General features: G+C 31.3%; 11 protein-coding genes and 2 pseudogenes. 2 read left to right on the top strand and 11 right to left on the bottom strand.

Features of this window, described 5'->3' with window-relative positions; all coding sequences use genetic code 11:
* Window positions 1–44: 44 nt before the first annotated feature.
* A pseudogene (locus F8M42_RS03965) lies at window positions 45–314 on the bottom strand (transposase); the annotation flags it as partial.
* Between F8M42_RS03965 and F8M42_RS13600 the strand changes: the two are divergent.
* A complete protein-coding gene (locus tag F8M42_RS13600; RefSeq protein ID WP_229711438.1) occupies window positions 300–563 on the top strand; it encodes an ATP-binding protein in 264 nt (87 codons plus the stop codon). The pseudogene F8M42_RS03965 and the gene F8M42_RS13600 overlap by 15 nt on opposite strands.
* A 300-nt stretch (window positions 564–863) precedes the next feature.
* Here the strand turns inward: F8M42_RS13600 and F8M42_RS13730 are convergent, their stop codons facing one another.
* Window positions 864–986, bottom strand: coding sequence for a hypothetical protein (locus F8M42_RS13730; protein ID WP_268233959.1), 123 nt, complete (start codon window positions 984–986; stop codon window positions 864–866).
* A gap of 32 nt (window positions 987–1,018) precedes the next feature.
* Complete coding sequence (locus F8M42_RS03955) at window positions 1,019–2,821, bottom strand: thiamine pyrophosphate-binding protein (protein WP_182188064.1); 1,803 nt, start codon at window positions 2,819–2,821, stop codon at window positions 1,019–1,021.
* Between the two features lie 123 nt (window positions 2,822–2,944).
* Here F8M42_RS03955 and F8M42_RS03950 point away from each other — a divergent pair.
* Window positions 2,945–3,922: pseudogene (locus tag F8M42_RS03950) on the top strand (IS6 family transposase).
* 41 nt (window positions 3,923–3,963) lie between these two features.
* On the opposite strand, the gene F8M42_RS03945 reads toward F8M42_RS03950, so the two are convergent.
* The 8 genes from F8M42_RS03945 to F8M42_RS03910 all read right to left on the bottom strand — a co-directional run bounded on the left by F8M42_RS03945 (window position 3,964) and on the right by F8M42_RS03910 (window position 16,040).
* Window positions 3,964–4,626, bottom strand: coding sequence for an HAD-IA family hydrolase (locus F8M42_RS03945; protein WP_182188063.1), 663 nt, complete (start codon window positions 4,624–4,626; stop codon window positions 3,964–3,966).
* Complete coding sequence (locus F8M42_RS03940) at window positions 4,623–6,236, bottom strand: aldolase catalytic domain-containing protein (RefSeq protein WP_182188062.1); 1,614 nt, start codon at window positions 6,234–6,236, stop codon at window positions 4,623–4,625. The genes F8M42_RS03945 and F8M42_RS03940 overlap by 4 nt, the downstream gene beginning before the upstream one ends.
* 52 nt (window positions 6,237–6,288) lie before the next feature.
* Complete coding sequence (locus tag F8M42_RS03935) at window positions 6,289–8,460, bottom strand: glycosyltransferase (protein WP_182188061.1); 2,172 nt, start codon at window positions 8,458–8,460, stop codon at window positions 6,289–6,291.
* Complete coding sequence (locus F8M42_RS03930; protein ID WP_182188060.1) at window positions 8,460–9,485, bottom strand: CatB-related O-acetyltransferase; 1,026 nt, start codon at window positions 9,483–9,485, stop codon at window positions 8,460–8,462. The genes F8M42_RS03935 and F8M42_RS03930 overlap by 1 nt, the downstream gene beginning before the upstream one ends.
* Window positions 9,486–9,540: 55 nt before the next feature.
* Window positions 9,541–10,932, bottom strand: coding sequence for a glycosyltransferase (locus tag F8M42_RS03925; protein WP_182188059.1), 1,392 nt, complete (start codon window positions 10,930–10,932; stop codon window positions 9,541–9,543).
* 63 nt (window positions 10,933–10,995) lie between these two features.
* Window positions 10,996–12,039: a tetratricopeptide repeat protein gene (locus F8M42_RS03920; protein ID WP_182188058.1), complete on the bottom strand. Its 1,044-nt coding sequence runs from the start codon at window positions 12,037–12,039 to the stop codon at window positions 10,996–10,998.
* 127 nt (window positions 12,040–12,166) lie between these two features.
* Window positions 12,167–15,289 (bottom strand): O-linked N-acetylglucosamine transferase, SPINDLY family protein, encoded by a 3,123-nt coding sequence (locus tag F8M42_RS03915; protein WP_182188057.1) that lies wholly within the window; start codon window positions 15,287–15,289, stop codon window positions 12,167–12,169.
* 34 nt (window positions 15,290–15,323) lie between these two features.
* A complete protein-coding gene (locus tag F8M42_RS03910; RefSeq protein ID WP_182188056.1) occupies window positions 15,324–16,040 on the bottom strand; it encodes a tol-pal system YbgF family protein in 717 nt (238 codons plus the stop codon).
* Between the last annotated feature and the right edge of the window lie 27 nt (window positions 16,041–16,067).

Genomic DNA, 16,067 nt, shown 5'->3' with positions numbered 1-16,067 from the left:
GGCTGTTTCTGTTTGTTAATCTTTCATGTTTACTTTACAAAGCCGAAAAAAGGAATATAACCGCCTTTTCTTAGCTTTGGAACGAACAAATACATGGTTCCCAGGCGAGTGTCGTAGCGGCGAACGCGGTAGCCGCTACGGTATCCAGACCGTTCATCGGTTCTTTCCGACTTGACAGCATTAATCTTTGCATCCACTTCGGCTTCCATGAGCTTTTCACAAAACCACTTGAGCATAGCGAGCAGGGGATCGTCTTCGGTCATGAATTGTAATAGCATTTTTTCCAAAGGTACGTTAGAATGGGAATAAGCCATCGGTTTTCAACTCCTTTTGGGTTTGTTTGGTCACTTACCTTTTTCGGAGTTAACGATGGTTTTTCCTATTCTCTTTTGCGAACTTCATTATATGCTATCAATCTGGAGTTTTCCCGTTGGCCAGAACTTTTTGCTAATGAGACTTTGGTAGCTGCACTGGTGGATCGTCTGACATACCATTCACATGTGTTGAATATGAATGGTGATTCCTATCGCCTGAAAAGCGCTAGTGGCTCAAAAATTCGTTAGCGTGTGGCTCACTTTTTTGTTGCCAGAGTGGTTCAAAAATTCATTGCCAAGTGGCTCACTTTTTCATTGACATTCACAACACGTAATCAATATACTCCAAGATCAGTTAATTGCATTCCAATTTCATCATTAGTTTCTCTATTAGCGGAACAAATTAGAAATAAGCTATCTTTTTCATTCTTTAATTCATTTGGCGGTAAAACTGGTATATTATAGAATAATTTCCCCCATTTACTCTCATTATTATCAGTATAATATTTTGGTCGTATATTTTCCTTCAAGAAACACTTCTGATATAAGCTAGTAGTATTTCTCACGCCAAAAATCACTATTATCCATATCAGGTTTGATAATATTTCTTACTTTTTTTGAGTTTTCAGCTAATGCTTCTTTTAATTGTACCAGCAATTCAGTTCTAGCCATTTTTGCCTTCACCTCTCATTAGTAAAAATATTTTATATCAGAGATATATCTTTGTTTTTTATATACTCTTTTCTATTGAGAAATGGATACATATCATCAATTGGTGGTGAAACTATTTCCCCGTCAGGAAGAATTTTTGATGAAAGTTTAGGTTCGAAATTTTGTCTGCTGTCTATGATAACTTCACAAAAAACAGCACTATTCGTTGTTAATACTTGGTTTATTTTCATCGGTGCATCATTAATATCATCAATACGAACAAAAGGAATTCCATATGCACTAGCAATTTTTTCTGCATCAGGAAAGCTTATCCCATTTTCTTTGCTAACTCCAATCAAAGGTGGTTTAAATAAATTACTTTGTGTCTGCCTAATAGAATGATACCCATTATTATTAAGATAAATAATTTTAATGTTTAATTTATTATATACAACAGTTTGCAATTCTTGGATATTCATTTGAAAACTGCCATCACCATCAATACAAATAGTACGTTTTTTCCCATTAGCCACGGCACAACCAATAGCTGCTGGAAATCCATATCCCATCGCTGCGCACCCAGAGTTAGTAAAAAGGCGCTGGTTCTTTTTCAAATGTGCTGCTTGAAAAGTTATAACACATGCACTACCGTTGCCACATATAATGTCATCACCTTCTTGCAATTTATTAAAAAGTTCTGCTATAAATGCATATGGATTCACCGGTTTTGCTACCTCATAATATTTAGGCGACACCGCTGGATATTTTTTATTAATAGTGCGGCTCCAATGTAACCACTTTTTATGATAATTTGTATTCGTAAAATCTTCGTCAAGCATTGCATTTATTACATCTTTAACATTTGCATGAACTGGAAAATCGACACTAAGTGTGGGCTTTTTTAATTCAGTTTTATCAATATCAACAATAATTTTGTAAGCCTTAGCTGCAAATTGTTTATAATTATAACTTATCTGTCGTATATTTAACCTGCATCCTAAAACTAATAAAACATCACTGTTTTCTACAATAAAATTTCCCCCTCTTGTGCCAACACTTCCAGGCCTTCCACAAAAATAAGGATGATCATCCCATAAATTATCGTGAGCATTCCATGCTGTAACAACTGGTATTTTTAATTTATTTATTAATTTAATAAATAAATCATATGATGAACTTAATCTAATACCACTTCCTGCTAAAACAACCGGACGTTTCGCATTTTGTAATTTATTAATTATTACTTTAGTAAGTGCCCTATCATAAATAGGGTTCTCTATCCCTACCAATTCAGAAGAATTAAAACCCTGCAAATCGTCGGTTTCTATTATTGCAGCTTGTATGTCCAACGGAACATCAAGCCATACAGGACCTTTTCGTCCGTTCATAGCTAAATAGAACATTTTTTCTAAATGATAACGTATTTCATTTGCATTAGTAATCATATGTGCATACTTAGTCATTGATTTTACCGATTCAATGATGTTATATTCTTGATCTCCTAATTGACGCAAAGGTAACTCTGTAGCCCACACTGTTGTTTCTCGTTTAACTTGTCCAGATAAAACAAGCATTGGAATAGAGTCTAACCAGCCTCCCAATACACCAGTGATAGCATTTGTACCTCCAGGTCCACTTGTTACACAAACACAGGCCAGCTTACCAGTTAATCTAGCATATGCTTCTGCTGCCATAGCGCTAGCTTGCTCATGATGATTATAGATAGATTTGATATCTTTATTATGTCCCAATGCATCATTAAGATGCATTGCTCCGCCACCTGTTACCGTAAAATTATACTTGATATTATTTTTTACCAAAAAGTCCGCAATATAATTTGCAACCTTAATTTTCATTCAAATTTCTCCCATATAAAAAATCCGTATTGTAAAGTTAAATGAAAGTTGAGGACTCGTCAGCCCTTCTGGTACAATAGTTTTATCACAAACACTGTACCTCCCGAAAGGAGATGAGTCCTCATGACAAAATCATATCAGATTTACTGTCCAAAATGCAACAACTATCAAAACTTTTATCGTTATGGCAAAGATAAAGATAGAAACCAAAAATATCTTTGCCGTGTATGCGGACATCGATTTATACCAGATACACATGCAACCGGCAAATCATGAAGGCCACGCATACGTTCTTACCCAAGCCCTATCTGCGGGAAATCCATGTTTCTTCATCATGAACACAAGTATTATTCAAACTACCAATGTGGTGACAAGAAATGCGGTCATTCCCTTTTTGTCCCGAAACAAGCTGCTATTACATCACCTTCCATGTCGAAATTGTCGGAAAAAACCAATTTCAAACAAATACGTTATTCTGTGTATGTTATTCTGACGGCATTGTCAATATTTTATTTAGGCAAGAATTCTTTCCGCAATATTGCTCTTATTGTGCGTACGGTCATGAATATTCAGGTTTCTCACACCACTATCAGCAACTGGTGTACGAAATTTGCCCCTTTGTTTCACAACATTGCACTTGAATTGATACCAACGCTCAATTCCGACTCCGATGAATGGCACGCGGACGAAACCGCGGTGAAAATCTGTGGCGTAAAATATTATCTTTGGTTAATTGTGGACAGCAAAACACGTTTTGTCCTTGGCTTTCATCTTTCCAAACACAGGGATAGTCCTCAGGTTTTTTCCTTGCTTAATTTCTTAAGCACCTTGGCAAAACCAGAGCCGTCGTGACCGACCGTTACAGTGCCTACAAAGTTCCTGTGAAAACACTGAACGTGAAACCATATCCGTGTCCACAGCTTCAGTGACGATATCACCAACAACCTGATCGAATGCTTTAACAAGCATTTCAAAGCATGGTATAAAACCAAACAGGAATTTTCTTCTTTCAATTCCGCTCTTAACAGTTTGACTCCGGCACAAGTTGCAGTGCTAAATCTTTCTACCAGAAGTAAACACAAGCTTTTGTTCGTTGCTTAAAGTAATTGGCTGTTTCTGTTTGTTAATCTTTCATGTTTACTTTACAAAGCCAAAAGATCAATAATTTCCATAGGACTGTCTACTAGAGCAATTAAATTTTTTCTTTTAGAAGGATTAATATCTCCCTTCTTATAACCAAATCCATATGTAACACCTATAAAGTCTATATTAGCTTGTTCAGCGCCTATAGCATCGTGTATCGTATCACCAATCATAACTACTTGACTTCGCTTATTAATTCTAAGTTGATTTATAGCATTTTCAATAATATCATGCTTTTTTAATTTTCCTGCAAAATCAGAACCGCATATCACATCTGTATATTTAAAAAAACCAAAATATCTAATAAGTTTTTCTGCATAATCTTGCCTTTTATAAGTGGCAAAACCTACAGAATAATTATTTGCACAAAGCTCTGTAAAAAGTTCGTCTACACCATAATATTTTTCCGCTTTCAATAAATCTACATCTTTATAGTGTTCTCGAAATACATTTGTCATTTCTATTAATTTATTTTCTTCGATATCAAATATTTTTTTAAACGAATCCTGTATGGGTGGACCAATAAAACTATTTAATATCTGAGGGCAAGGGATATTATATCCCATATATTTAATTGAATATACGGCAGAGGAAATAATGCCTTCTGCTGTATTTAAAATTGTGCCATCTACATCGAATATAACCACATTATGCTTTTTCATACTACACCTATTTTAGATTTATAATAGGAATCTGTTATAAAATCCACTTCAATTCTATCAGAAACTGTAGTAAGAAAATTTTTAACATAACGATTTAAATAATCGGCTTTCTCTTTAACAAAACTATATTCTCTGCTAATATTAAAATAATTATCATTGCAACCAGAATAACCATCAAAACCAGCAAGATATACTTTTTTGACCTCGATTTCAATCATAGTTTTCAGTAACATCACCAAAGAATTATCACTAATTTCCGTTTTCTCATCAATTAGTGACTTATAATTAAGTACATATTTGAATTTTCCTGCTGTTTTTGTAACGTTTGAAGTTGCGATAATACTTACTTTACTATTTATACCTTTCTTTAAATCAGTCAAAAGTTGTGTATAACGCTTAGATTTTGTGAGAAATATCGCATTTATTTTTATATCTGATGGAACATAATTAACCGCAATAACCAGTGGAGAATTATCTTTAATAAAATTTTCAACACGCCACTTTTGGCGTTTAATATTACTACCTGGACCAATCAATAAAATTTTATGATTTTTAAATTGTTCTTTTAGACTACTAAGTGCATTCTTATCATCACAAAAAATATTTTGATAATCCATGTATACTTCTTCCACATAATTTTCATCATACATTAACTTTTTACTTATTTTAAGGTTATCCAATATATTCATAATCTGTTTTACAGATAAAGTTCTCTTATTCATCAAGTATGATACATAATTAGGATGGCAATGCATAGATGCTGCAATATAAAAAAACATATTATATCCCCAATGCTGTTTGGTATAAATGTCCATAATCACATTGTCGATTGCCTCCAATGCCTGAGTTATATCATAATTTGTCTTTTTATGCTCGTTCATATACATCATTAAAAGTTCTATGGGTGCATTTCCTGCGCTTTTACCAATACCATACAATGTTCCATCCACTAAAAGATCGTGTTTTGTATCTGCTGACAAAAAACTCATACCATTGGCGTATGCAAGCTGAAAATTATTATGCGCATGAAATCCTATTTTTATGCGAACATCTATGTATGTATCTAAAATACGAAAAATATGCAATAACTTCTGCCCATTAAGAAGCCCATAAGTATCAACCATTGAAGTAGCATATGGCATAATTGAATTTACAAGCTTAGCATATTCCATTAGTTTTCTATCAGTATAGGTGGTAACAGAAACCATTTGAGCGAAAACTTTATAACCCAAATCCTGTAACTGCTTGCAAAATTGCAAAGCTTCATACATTAGATGTTCCTTAAAAATAACTCTAATTCCATCTAAAAATGTTTCCCCACAGGGCTGAATATGCGTTATATCACAGGTTCCGTAATCTATCATTGCAACAATAATTGCATTACCCTTATTTACCCCTGAGAAAATTTTATTGACCGACTGCGTATCTGGCATAATCGTCCTGTTAGTATCAAATGAACGACGCTCATCTAAAAAGCCAATCTCAATAAATTCCACACCAGAACTCACAAGTCGTTCAAAAATTTCTGCAATTTTATCATGTCCAAATTCCCAATCATTGACATAACCACCATCACGAAGTGTACAATCTAATAACTGAGTAGTTTTCATTTTCTTATCCTTCACAATAAATTCAGCTTTTCCATTTAATACACCCATTTTTCTAAAAGTTTTTCATAATCTCCTTACCTTTTTCATAATAAGGTTCACTTTTATAATATTTATTATATATTTCAATAATATTATTATCTATTTTCCACCGCGTTTCTCTATTTTTTATAATGTTAAGCCATGGTAAAATCATATTCTCCAAGACATTCTTTTTATCCATATGTAACGTGTTTAAATCTAATCCATGCCCTAAAAAGCTACTCAATATGTCAAAGTATTCCTGAATAAACACATGACATAAATTTTCCTTGTTGCCACTATCTATTTTTTTATCACTAAATACAGACTCACCAGAATCTTTTTCGAATATAGATCCATACAAAATAGAAAAGTTAGGATTACTCTCCAAAATACTGAGCTGCATATAAACCTGCTCTAATAATGTATCATTAAATTTATCCCTGTCGTCAATTTGTTCAAATAGTTCACGTCTCATAACTAAGGCAGATATGTATGTGGTAATAAAGGATACCCTCTTGATAAATTCATTTATACCCTGTCCGCAAAAAATTTTAAAAACATTTTTATTATCTCCTAATAAACTTATAATGGAAGAATCTCTATGCAAATATATACAATGCACTAAATTATATATAGTATCTGGACAAAAATAATCATCATCACCAAGAACAATAACATATTCACCAATGGAATTTTCCCATATTATCTTAAAATTTTTCTTGGGTCCTATATTAGTAACATTTCTATTATACCTGAAATTGCTGTATTTCTCTTTATATTTTTCTGCTATAATCTGTGTATCATCCTCAGAACAATTATCCGATACCAATACCTCAAATAAAGAATCATTACCGATTTCATCATAAATTGCCTTCAGACATTTCTTTAAATAGTAAGAACGATTAAATGTGGGAATTCCTATGGTCAATACAGGCCGGGCAGCTTTTCTTTTTTCAATAAGAGTTTTCAGCATTTTAGGTCCATCAACCACTGTCCATTCTCCAAGCTGTATATCAAAAAAATTTATTATTCTAGAAGGATTTCCAGCGACAGCACAATAATCCGGAATGTCATTCTTTATAACGCTGTTTGCCATAATCAAACAGCCTCTTCCTATATGTATGTTGCCCTCAATGACAACATTTGCCTCTATTCTTGTTCCTCTGCCAATATTGACTTCATTGGCAGCACAATCGTTTTTTTGTTGCCAGACCGGGATTCCTACCGATGTATAACCATAGTTGTATGCAGTTATATAAACATTTTCCGATAAGCTTACATACTTTCCCAAATGTATTTTTTTTGCAGCTAATAATGTGCAGTTTCTATTTATACTACAACCATCTTCAATTATAATGCCCAATATATCTTCCGAACTGCTTAAAGCTTCTAAACGTACACCAGAATTGATACAGACATTGTCACCAATGAATATTTTGTTTGCAAAATTCAAATTACAATATGGCATTATTTGAGAATTATTTCCAAAGCTATATAGTAGATACCCAGTCTTGTCTTTATTACTTAAAGCTTTCAGATAACCTGCATATTCTTTATAAAAAGAATTTGGAAAATTTATACCGTCATCGCATATACCATCCCTATTCATATTAAGGCACCAAGGTTTTAGCTGCATGGGGACAATCACTCTCAGCTTTTTCCTGATAAATTCCATTGAATAGGAAACATTATAGTATAATTCCATATCCGGTAATTCTTCCCGCCACGGTAAATCATATTGTGTTGCAAGCATTATATTGCTTATACCTTGCACTATCTCATATTTTGAAGAAATTGAATTATATTTACAATTTCGAGGTTTATTATTTTTGTCTAAATAATAATATTCTCCATATCTGTAAGTAGCCGCTTGATCATTTTCATATATTGGAACATATTTGATACCACTGACACCGATAAGTCCTATAGTTTCATCGGATTCAAAAATTGCTAAAATATCCCGCAAAAGATTCTTATTGATTAGGTATATGTTTTCGCTTATGTAAATTTTGTATTTTGCACTCGACTGCTGCAAAATACAATTATATATCTGGGTTCTATTTATTCTTTTTTCTTTTTTCCATGTGTTTATTTTTACAACATACCCATTTGGAATATGCAGCCCCTTAATTGAATTTACACATCGCTGATAATTTACACCATCTATTTGTTCTATTATAAACAGTATTTCATATGCATCCACTATAATGTCTCCCCAAAGATATTCTCATCTAAACCATAAATCAATTTTTTCATATAGCCACTGGCATAATCTGCACATATTGAAGATATATCTTCTTTACTGGTAATAAAAAAATCAACATTTTCAATAATTTCCTGAGAAAATTCTTTTTCACCACAGTGGCTGAGAATGAGTGGTGTATCAGTACCATTATCAACAATTAAATCATTAATTATTTCTATTTCTTTAGTATAGAAATTATGTTTATAAAATTCAAAAATAAGAGCTATTTTATCTTTTATAGTAAATTGTTTTAAATATTTATTAAGAACATTCTTCCACACAGGAATAAGCGTTTCTTCAAAATCTGCAACAAAATAATACAGTCTGTATCCTTCCTTTTTCATTTGCTGTAATTGCAATATTATATTTTGTTCGTGAGAAACATCAGTATTATCATCATAAAATTTTTCTATAAACTTTTTTGGTGTCTCCATCAGAAATAAATTATCTTTAATTTTATTTTTATCCCAATACCACCATTTTATATTTTGTAATTTTTCTATTATATCATGAGAAAATCTATACTTGATTACCTTGGCCGGATTCCCAACTGCAATTGCATAGGGAGGTATACTTCCAGCTACCACTGAGCCTGCTCCTATAATAGCGCCATTACCAATATGTGCTCCTCCCAGTATTATGACATCGCACCCTATCCATACATCATTTCCTATAATAATTTGATAATGATTTGCCCCAAAATCATGATTTATCGTTCCCGAATTGATTTTTGTGTTCACTTCATTGAACGGATATGATGACACTTTTTTATAATTATGATTAAGCCCTATTTCAAAAATTAGACGATGTCCCAAAGAACAATATCTACCGATCAATAGATGTGCCCTTGGACTGCCATATTCGAAACTACCATTTACCAGATACGAACCTGGTCCCAGAGTAGCTATTGTTTGATTATTGTCATCTACATTTAATTTTCTGACACTTGTATCAAAATTAGCATAATTAATTTCTGAAATCATAATACACTGTTCCTCCCGAATTTAGACGGTCAAATAAGCTGCTATTCATCGACATTTAGGATTTTTGCATCTGTAATATATAACGATACGCTTTAAGTTCCCATACTTTCTCTTTAGGTGTTAAATTCATAGATAATAATTTTTTTACCAAAAGGTTATCAGATCTCAAATCTTCCTGAATCTTTGTCAATGCTTGACATTCTTTTATCACCAGACCTGCCCTATCGGCAAGTTCATTCAAAGATTTCAAACTAAAAAACCGTAAATGTTCCCACGTAAAAGTACTATTAAACAAACTATTTTCATACTTCCATTCCCCTGATAAAAGTTTCCTGATATTGTCATAATGCATCACATTATGGCAACTTACAATAATGCGCCCATCATCTTTTAAAAATGATTTCATTTTTTTCAATACTGTCAATGGATCTATTACACAAGACAGCAAGTCCGGGAAAACTATATAATCAAAAAAACAAGGAGAATATTGCAAATTCATTGTCTCGACATCACCACATACAGTTGGGAAATAATGGCCGGCAATTTGTGCTGCTTTCGGAGCTTTATCTATGCCATAAACAGACACATCCGGAAGTTTTGCTTTTATCTCCAGTAATGAAGCACCGCATGCACAACCGATTTCTAATATTCTTGCCTTTGGTTTTAATTTTATATGCTTATATTCTTCTAAATCCATCGTCGAAAAAACAAAATTTATTCCCCATTTATCAAAGAATCGTCTCTGATTATCTAAAAGAATACCTGCATACTGCTGATTATATCCTTTAAATGACGTACCGCCAAAGTGATGAATAAACGTGTCATTACATTGCAGTAAATCATATCCAGCCTCTACAATTCTTAATGAATAATCATCATCCTCAAAATTACCAGGGAAAAATCTTTCATCTAAAAAACCAATTTTATCAACTACTGATTTTTTTATCAGCATGCAAAAACCTATAAGTTTAATTTTTTTTTGCCATTTTTGTGGAATGCTGCTTTTATTATACAAACTGCCAAATTTCATTGCCTGTAATAAATCAGTATTATCGTAATCAACTTTTATAGACTGCCAATTAGAACAACTATTACTTACCGGACCTACTGCACCAATTTTTTCAGAACTATATAACGCTTTTTTTAAATTATCTAACCAATTAGGCATAACTATAGTATCATTGTTGAGTAGCAATATTTCAGTTCCTGTTGCTATTCTTATTCCTTGATTACATCCAGCAGCAAACCCCATATTTTTAATATTAAAAATTGACTTTATATCATTTTGTCCGCGGAGCCATTCATTAGTTTGATCATTGGATGCATTATCTACGACAATAATTTCATATTTTAAAGATCTACTATATTTTCTTATACTTTTTATACATATCTGAGTATATTTTAATTGATTATGTGTCAATATTATAATACTGGTTTTAGTGTACATATAATTCTTAATTCTCCATCCTAATTAGAAACCTCTAAAGAAGTTCTCTCTAGAGGTTTTTAATTATTTATTACATTTTTTTAATATATCACATACCATAAAATCTTTATGTTCAACAGCCTGCAAAGAAATCTGAGCTTTTCTCCTGTCTCCTTGTGTCCAAAAAATAAAACCAATATTTTTTAAAATCAAATCATTTTGATCATCAATATTGAGCGCTGCTTTTAACAATAATATTGCCTCATCGGGTTTTCCTTTTTCATAATAGGCAGCTGCTATAAAATTATCTGTTAAAATTTTTTTATTCAGACTTACGGATAAACTATCTATTGCTCCAATTAATCCAGATGCATTGTGTTGTATTAGATAATCAACTTCTTTATCTGAAATACTCTCTCCACTTGCTAGTTCTACAAGAATATCTTTAACTTTTTTTTCAGATTCATCATTACCAAATGATTCAGTTATATTTTCTTCTATACTACTATCATTTTCACACTCATCCTGTTGTTCATTATTTATATTATCATTAAAAGCTTCATCTTCTTTGTTATCGGTAGCTTCTGGTTCTTCAAAACTGTCGTCAATTGCGTCATTTCTATTCATCCACTTTGCTATATTGGGAAATTTTTTATTTATTTCACCTAATTCATAAGTGAGCTCAACATAGAATATAAGATCATCAATCAACTTTTTTTGTTCATCAGAAAAAGCATCATAATTATTTTCTAAAATTTCGTTTAGTATTTCAGCCATATTTTCCATTTTATCATCAGAAGAATATATTTTGGCCAAAAAAATCAACGTATCAGTGCTGCCATCTTTATTATATGAATTACGTGCCCATGATTCGGCACGCGTATAGTCTTGAGTATTATAATATATTTGTGCCAAATCCAGCATCAAATCCGCATCTGTGTACCCAGCGTTAAACAAACTTATTATTTTTTCCATGGCAGCATTATACTTTCGTTCTTTTTTTAGTTCAATAATTGCTGTTCTGCATCTGTTGATGTCCTCTTGTGTTTTTATACTTTCAACATTTAAATCATCCATTTTATTTGTATCATTATTAATGATATTTTTTACATCGCTACATTTACTCATGATATTCTTTTTATTGTTTCTTTTCCTTTTCATCATTAATCACCGTTAAATTTATTTATTTTTCGAATAACTTTTAAATTCGTCATTTCTACTGTTTTTCCTGCTATTCATCACTTAAATAACATATTTATATTTTCTTATCAGGCATTTCTTCGATTAATTTTATATACTTTTCTTCTAAATTTTTCATATATAATTTTTTATCCATTAATGACGATTCAAGCATAATTTTTCTCATGTTCTTATGGAGTAAATCAAGTAATTCCAAATCATTCGCCAAGGCAACCGCCTTTTTTATATAATCATTTATATTATTTACCACAAGTTCATCCATATTTATATTACTTAATATACTATTCCCTATGCCACTCACATACGCCCCATTAGAAAGTGAAATGACGGGAACTCCCATAAAAAGGGCCTCACAAGTCGTTCCGCCACCGTTATATGGGAAAGTATCAAGTGCTATATCCACATCCAAATATCGCTGCATATAAAGAGAATCTGCACATTCCAAATAAAATTTTTCTCCTTTTATAGCTAATTTTTTTAAACGCGTATGAAAACTTTGTCTCACATCATTACTTACAAATGTTTGATTTTTTAAAATAAAAATTGACCCAGGAACTTGTTCTAATATTTTATTCCATATTATTAACACTTCATCTGTTATTTTGGCATAATTATTAAATGAACAAAATGTTATAAACTTATTCCTTAAAACAGGTGTCCCCTTTGAAATTGGTAATTTTACATTTTCGGTATAACAAAATTGACTGTTCATCAATTTTAGCGGTTTTTCACTAAAATACCTGTCTGGAAGCCCCGATGGGCAGCAATATTTATCTGTTAAATAGTAATCAATTGTTGATAAACCTATAGGACCTATGTATCCTAGCCCTGATATTTGTATTGATGCCGGCCTATAAGCAAATACAGGTAGGGCGTTTCCTATTGTATGTCCCGATAAATCGACCAAAATATCAATATTATCCCGATAAATTTTTTGCCCAATATCTCCCCATGGTATCCCATATAAGTTATACCATTCATTTACCTGCCGTTTTAAATATTCCGAATCATTGTCCTCTTTATTTAAACAATAACAAATAATTTCAAATTTCGATTTGTCATAAGTACAAAGCATAGCTTGATAAAAAGAAAACATTACATGTTTGCGAAAGTCAGCTGAAATATAGGCAACTCTTATTTTACTATTATAATGCTTTTTATAAGGAAATTGTTTCACATTGTGGAAAAATTGTTGATAATCTTTATGTTCCATATAAATCTTCTTAAGATTTTTTTCATAATACAGCAAGCTTAAAAGATATGCACTATAATTTTTTATTTGAATGCAGACATTATCTGATGTTTTTGCTGCTAGCAAATAATATTGTGATGCTTTTTTTGGATGACCTAGTTTGATACAGCAATTAGCCATCTCTTGATAAAGATTATTATTATTATCTGATGTTCTGTTTACTAATCCACCCAAAATATCATACTCTTGCTTATATTGATAAGTCTGACGATAAATCTCTGCGGAACGTAATCTATCATCAAAAGAACGCTCTATTTCATAACCAGCATAATTTTTCCAAATTTTAAAATATTTATGTTCCAAATCCTGCATATATGCGTAACCATTCATCAAAACTGATAGCTGCATATGTTCCCGTAAGAATAAATGCATAAAATTTATTCTATTACCATTTTGGGCTAATTGAACAGCCTTATCTATATAATCTTCAGGTGTATATGCAATGCAGTCGTCCATACTTCCTATATTACTAAGTAAACTATAACCAAAACGAGAACCATGTTTTTGACCAACTAATGTTATTACTGGTACTCCCATATATAACGCATCACAAGTTGTAGCTCCTCCTGGATAGGGAAATGTATCAAGAGCTATATCAATTTTATAATATGATTTTAAATAATCTTGCGACCATGGTTCAAAATCGACCCTGTCAATGTCAAGTCCAGCTCTTTGCCATCTTTTTTTTAATTGTTCTAAAGCAAAAGGTGTTGTTATCATCCTATCTTTTAATAACAATCTTGAATTAGGCACTTTGTCCAAAATAGTCTGCCAGACTCTTGCTACTACAGAATTTATTTTTATTAAAAAGTTCATACTTCCGAATGTTATATATCCATTTTTTGAACAGGGTGCCTTTTGTGGGGTTAATGAAACATCAGCAGGTGTATAACACAGATGAGAATGCGGCATGTAAAGTAAATTTTCAGAAAAATACTTATCATTTCTTCCACGCTCATCACAAAATGTATCAGTTAAAAAATAATCTACTGTTTCTAATCCTGTCGTATCAAAATAACCTATACCGGAAATTTGTATAGGAGCTGGTTTATATGCCAAAACTGCTAAACAATTATTTTTACTATGCCCGGCCAAATCAAAAAGTATATCGATTTTATCATCATAAATCATTTGAGCAATATGTTTATCAGACATATTGTTTATATTTTTCCAACAATCAACATTTTTTCTTATTCCCTCACTGATTTTATCTTCTTTACATTTAGCATAACAATAAACTTCAAAATATTTTTTATCATATTTTTTGAACATTTGATAAGCAAAAAAGACCACTGCATGATAACGAAGATCAGGTGATATATAACCTATACGCAATTTCTTTTTTGCAGGAGAAAGTTCATGGTTATAAATAGGTATTTTATTAAAAAACCTATTAAAATATTTATGTTCATTATACATATGTTCCGCTTTAATATTATGCAAATAATGTAAAGTAAATAAAAATCCTGTATATTCATGTTGTTTTTGTTTATAATCAGTACAATATTTAATGCATCTTTTAAAATATTTTAAACTTAACCCTATATCTCCTCTAAACATATAATTTTTTCTCAACAAATTACATATCTTATATTTCTTATCAGTATTTAACCCTTGTATTTTAAATAATTTTTGTGTTGGTCTTATGTCTCCTACCTCATCAAATTTTTGCAATTTTAATCTTGCTGCACAATACATTATGTTCCAATTATTTTCTCCATACAATTCCATCATTTTATCCAAAATTTTTATTGCACGATTATTTTCATTGATAGTCATATATGTTTCTGCTGCAATAATCAGTGCCTGATAATCATCTGGCACTATATAAAGTATCTTCTTTGTTAAATCTAATATTTCACTATATTTCCCCTGACTGCAGGCATATTGTAATCTTTTACGATAGACACTTATTTTACCCTCCATAGCTATCCTCCCAGCATTAATCTCTTTCATATAGTTATTTTTCCCAATTTCTAAAATTATTCAATATAAGTTCTATATCCTTACCGTCTATATTTTTATCATCTATATAATTATTATCCATTAAAAATATTCGATATTTATCGGGTAATAATTTTTCAGTATTATCATAATTATAATTGTTATTCCCCATTAAAATTGCAATTATAAACTCATAATCATCTGACAGTTCTTCAATTGCAAGCCCAGCGGCCATTCTATAATTTTTCGTCACAATAAAATCTTTTCCCATATTTTTTTCTAACTGCAATTTGCATTTTTTTTGTAAAACCTGCCGGTAATATAAACCAATCTTAGTAAATAAAACCTCACAAAATACATATACCAAAAATTCCAATTCGTTAATCGTGCTGCCATAGATATCATTCAATACTTCTATTTTAGCCACCTCATCTAAAGGATTCAATGACTTATAAAATTTTATCAATATATCTTTATCATATGGTTTATTTCGCAATAAAATTTTATAATATTTTACAGCATCTTTTTTATCACCTTTTATATAAGCAATGTTTCCAATATACGTATAAATATTATATAATTTATCATTTGGGATAACCTCATTTAAGCTTCTGCTGTAATTTTCTAAAATAAATCTAAATTTTTTCTCAGCAACATTATAATTTTTTTTTATATATTCTTTTTCACCTATTAAATAACAGTTTAATAAGACATTTTTATTTAATTCAGGCATACATCTCACCTACCAATCATAATTAAC

The organism is Pectinatus frisingensis (assembly GCF_014076555.1).
Taxonomy (GTDB): Bacteria; Bacillota; Negativicutes; order Selenomonadales; family Selenomonadaceae; genus Pectinatus; species Pectinatus frisingensis.
Note: the sequence above shows the minus strand (reverse complement) of the source record. Positions and strands in the feature narration are given on the sequence as shown.

What these genes read in the sequence shown, in the direction of transcription:
- F8M42_RS13600 (WP_229711438.1), top strand. Translation starts at nt 300, where the DNA reads ATGGGAATAAGCCATCGGTTTTCAACTCCTTTTGGGTTTGTTTGGTCA.
- F8M42_RS13730 (WP_268233959.1), bottom strand. Translation starts at nt 986, where the DNA reads ATGGCTAGAACTGAATTGCTGGTACAATTAAAAGAAGCATTAGCTGAA.
- F8M42_RS03955 (WP_182188064.1), bottom strand. Translation starts at nt 2,821, where the DNA reads ATGAAAATTAAGGTTGCAAATTATATTGCGGACTTTTTGGTAAAAAAT.
- F8M42_RS03945 (WP_182188063.1), bottom strand. Translation starts at nt 4,626, where the DNA reads ATGAAAAAGCATAATGTGGTTATATTCGATGTAGATGGCACAATTTTA.
- F8M42_RS03940 (WP_182188062.1), bottom strand. Translation starts at nt 6,236, where the DNA reads ATGAAAACTACTCAGTTATTAGATTGTACACTTCGTGATGGTGGTTAT.
- F8M42_RS03930 (WP_182188060.1), bottom strand. Translation starts at nt 9,485, where the DNA reads ATGATTTCAGAAATTAATTATGCTAATTTTGATACAAGTGTCAGAAAA.
- F8M42_RS03925 (WP_182188059.1), bottom strand. Translation starts at nt 10,932, where the DNA reads ATGTACACTAAAACCAGTATTATAATATTGACACATAATCAATTAAAA.
- F8M42_RS03920 (WP_182188058.1), bottom strand. Translation starts at nt 12,039, where the DNA reads ATGAGTAAATGTAGCGATGTAAAAAATATCATTAATAATGATACAAAT.
- F8M42_RS03915 (WP_182188057.1), bottom strand. Translation starts at nt 15,289, where the DNA reads ATGGAGGGTAAAATAAGTGTCTATCGTAAAAGATTACAATATGCCTGC.
- F8M42_RS03910 (WP_182188056.1), bottom strand. Translation starts at nt 16,040, where the DNA reads ATGCCTGAATTAAATAAAAATGTCTTATTAAACTGTTATTTAATAGGT.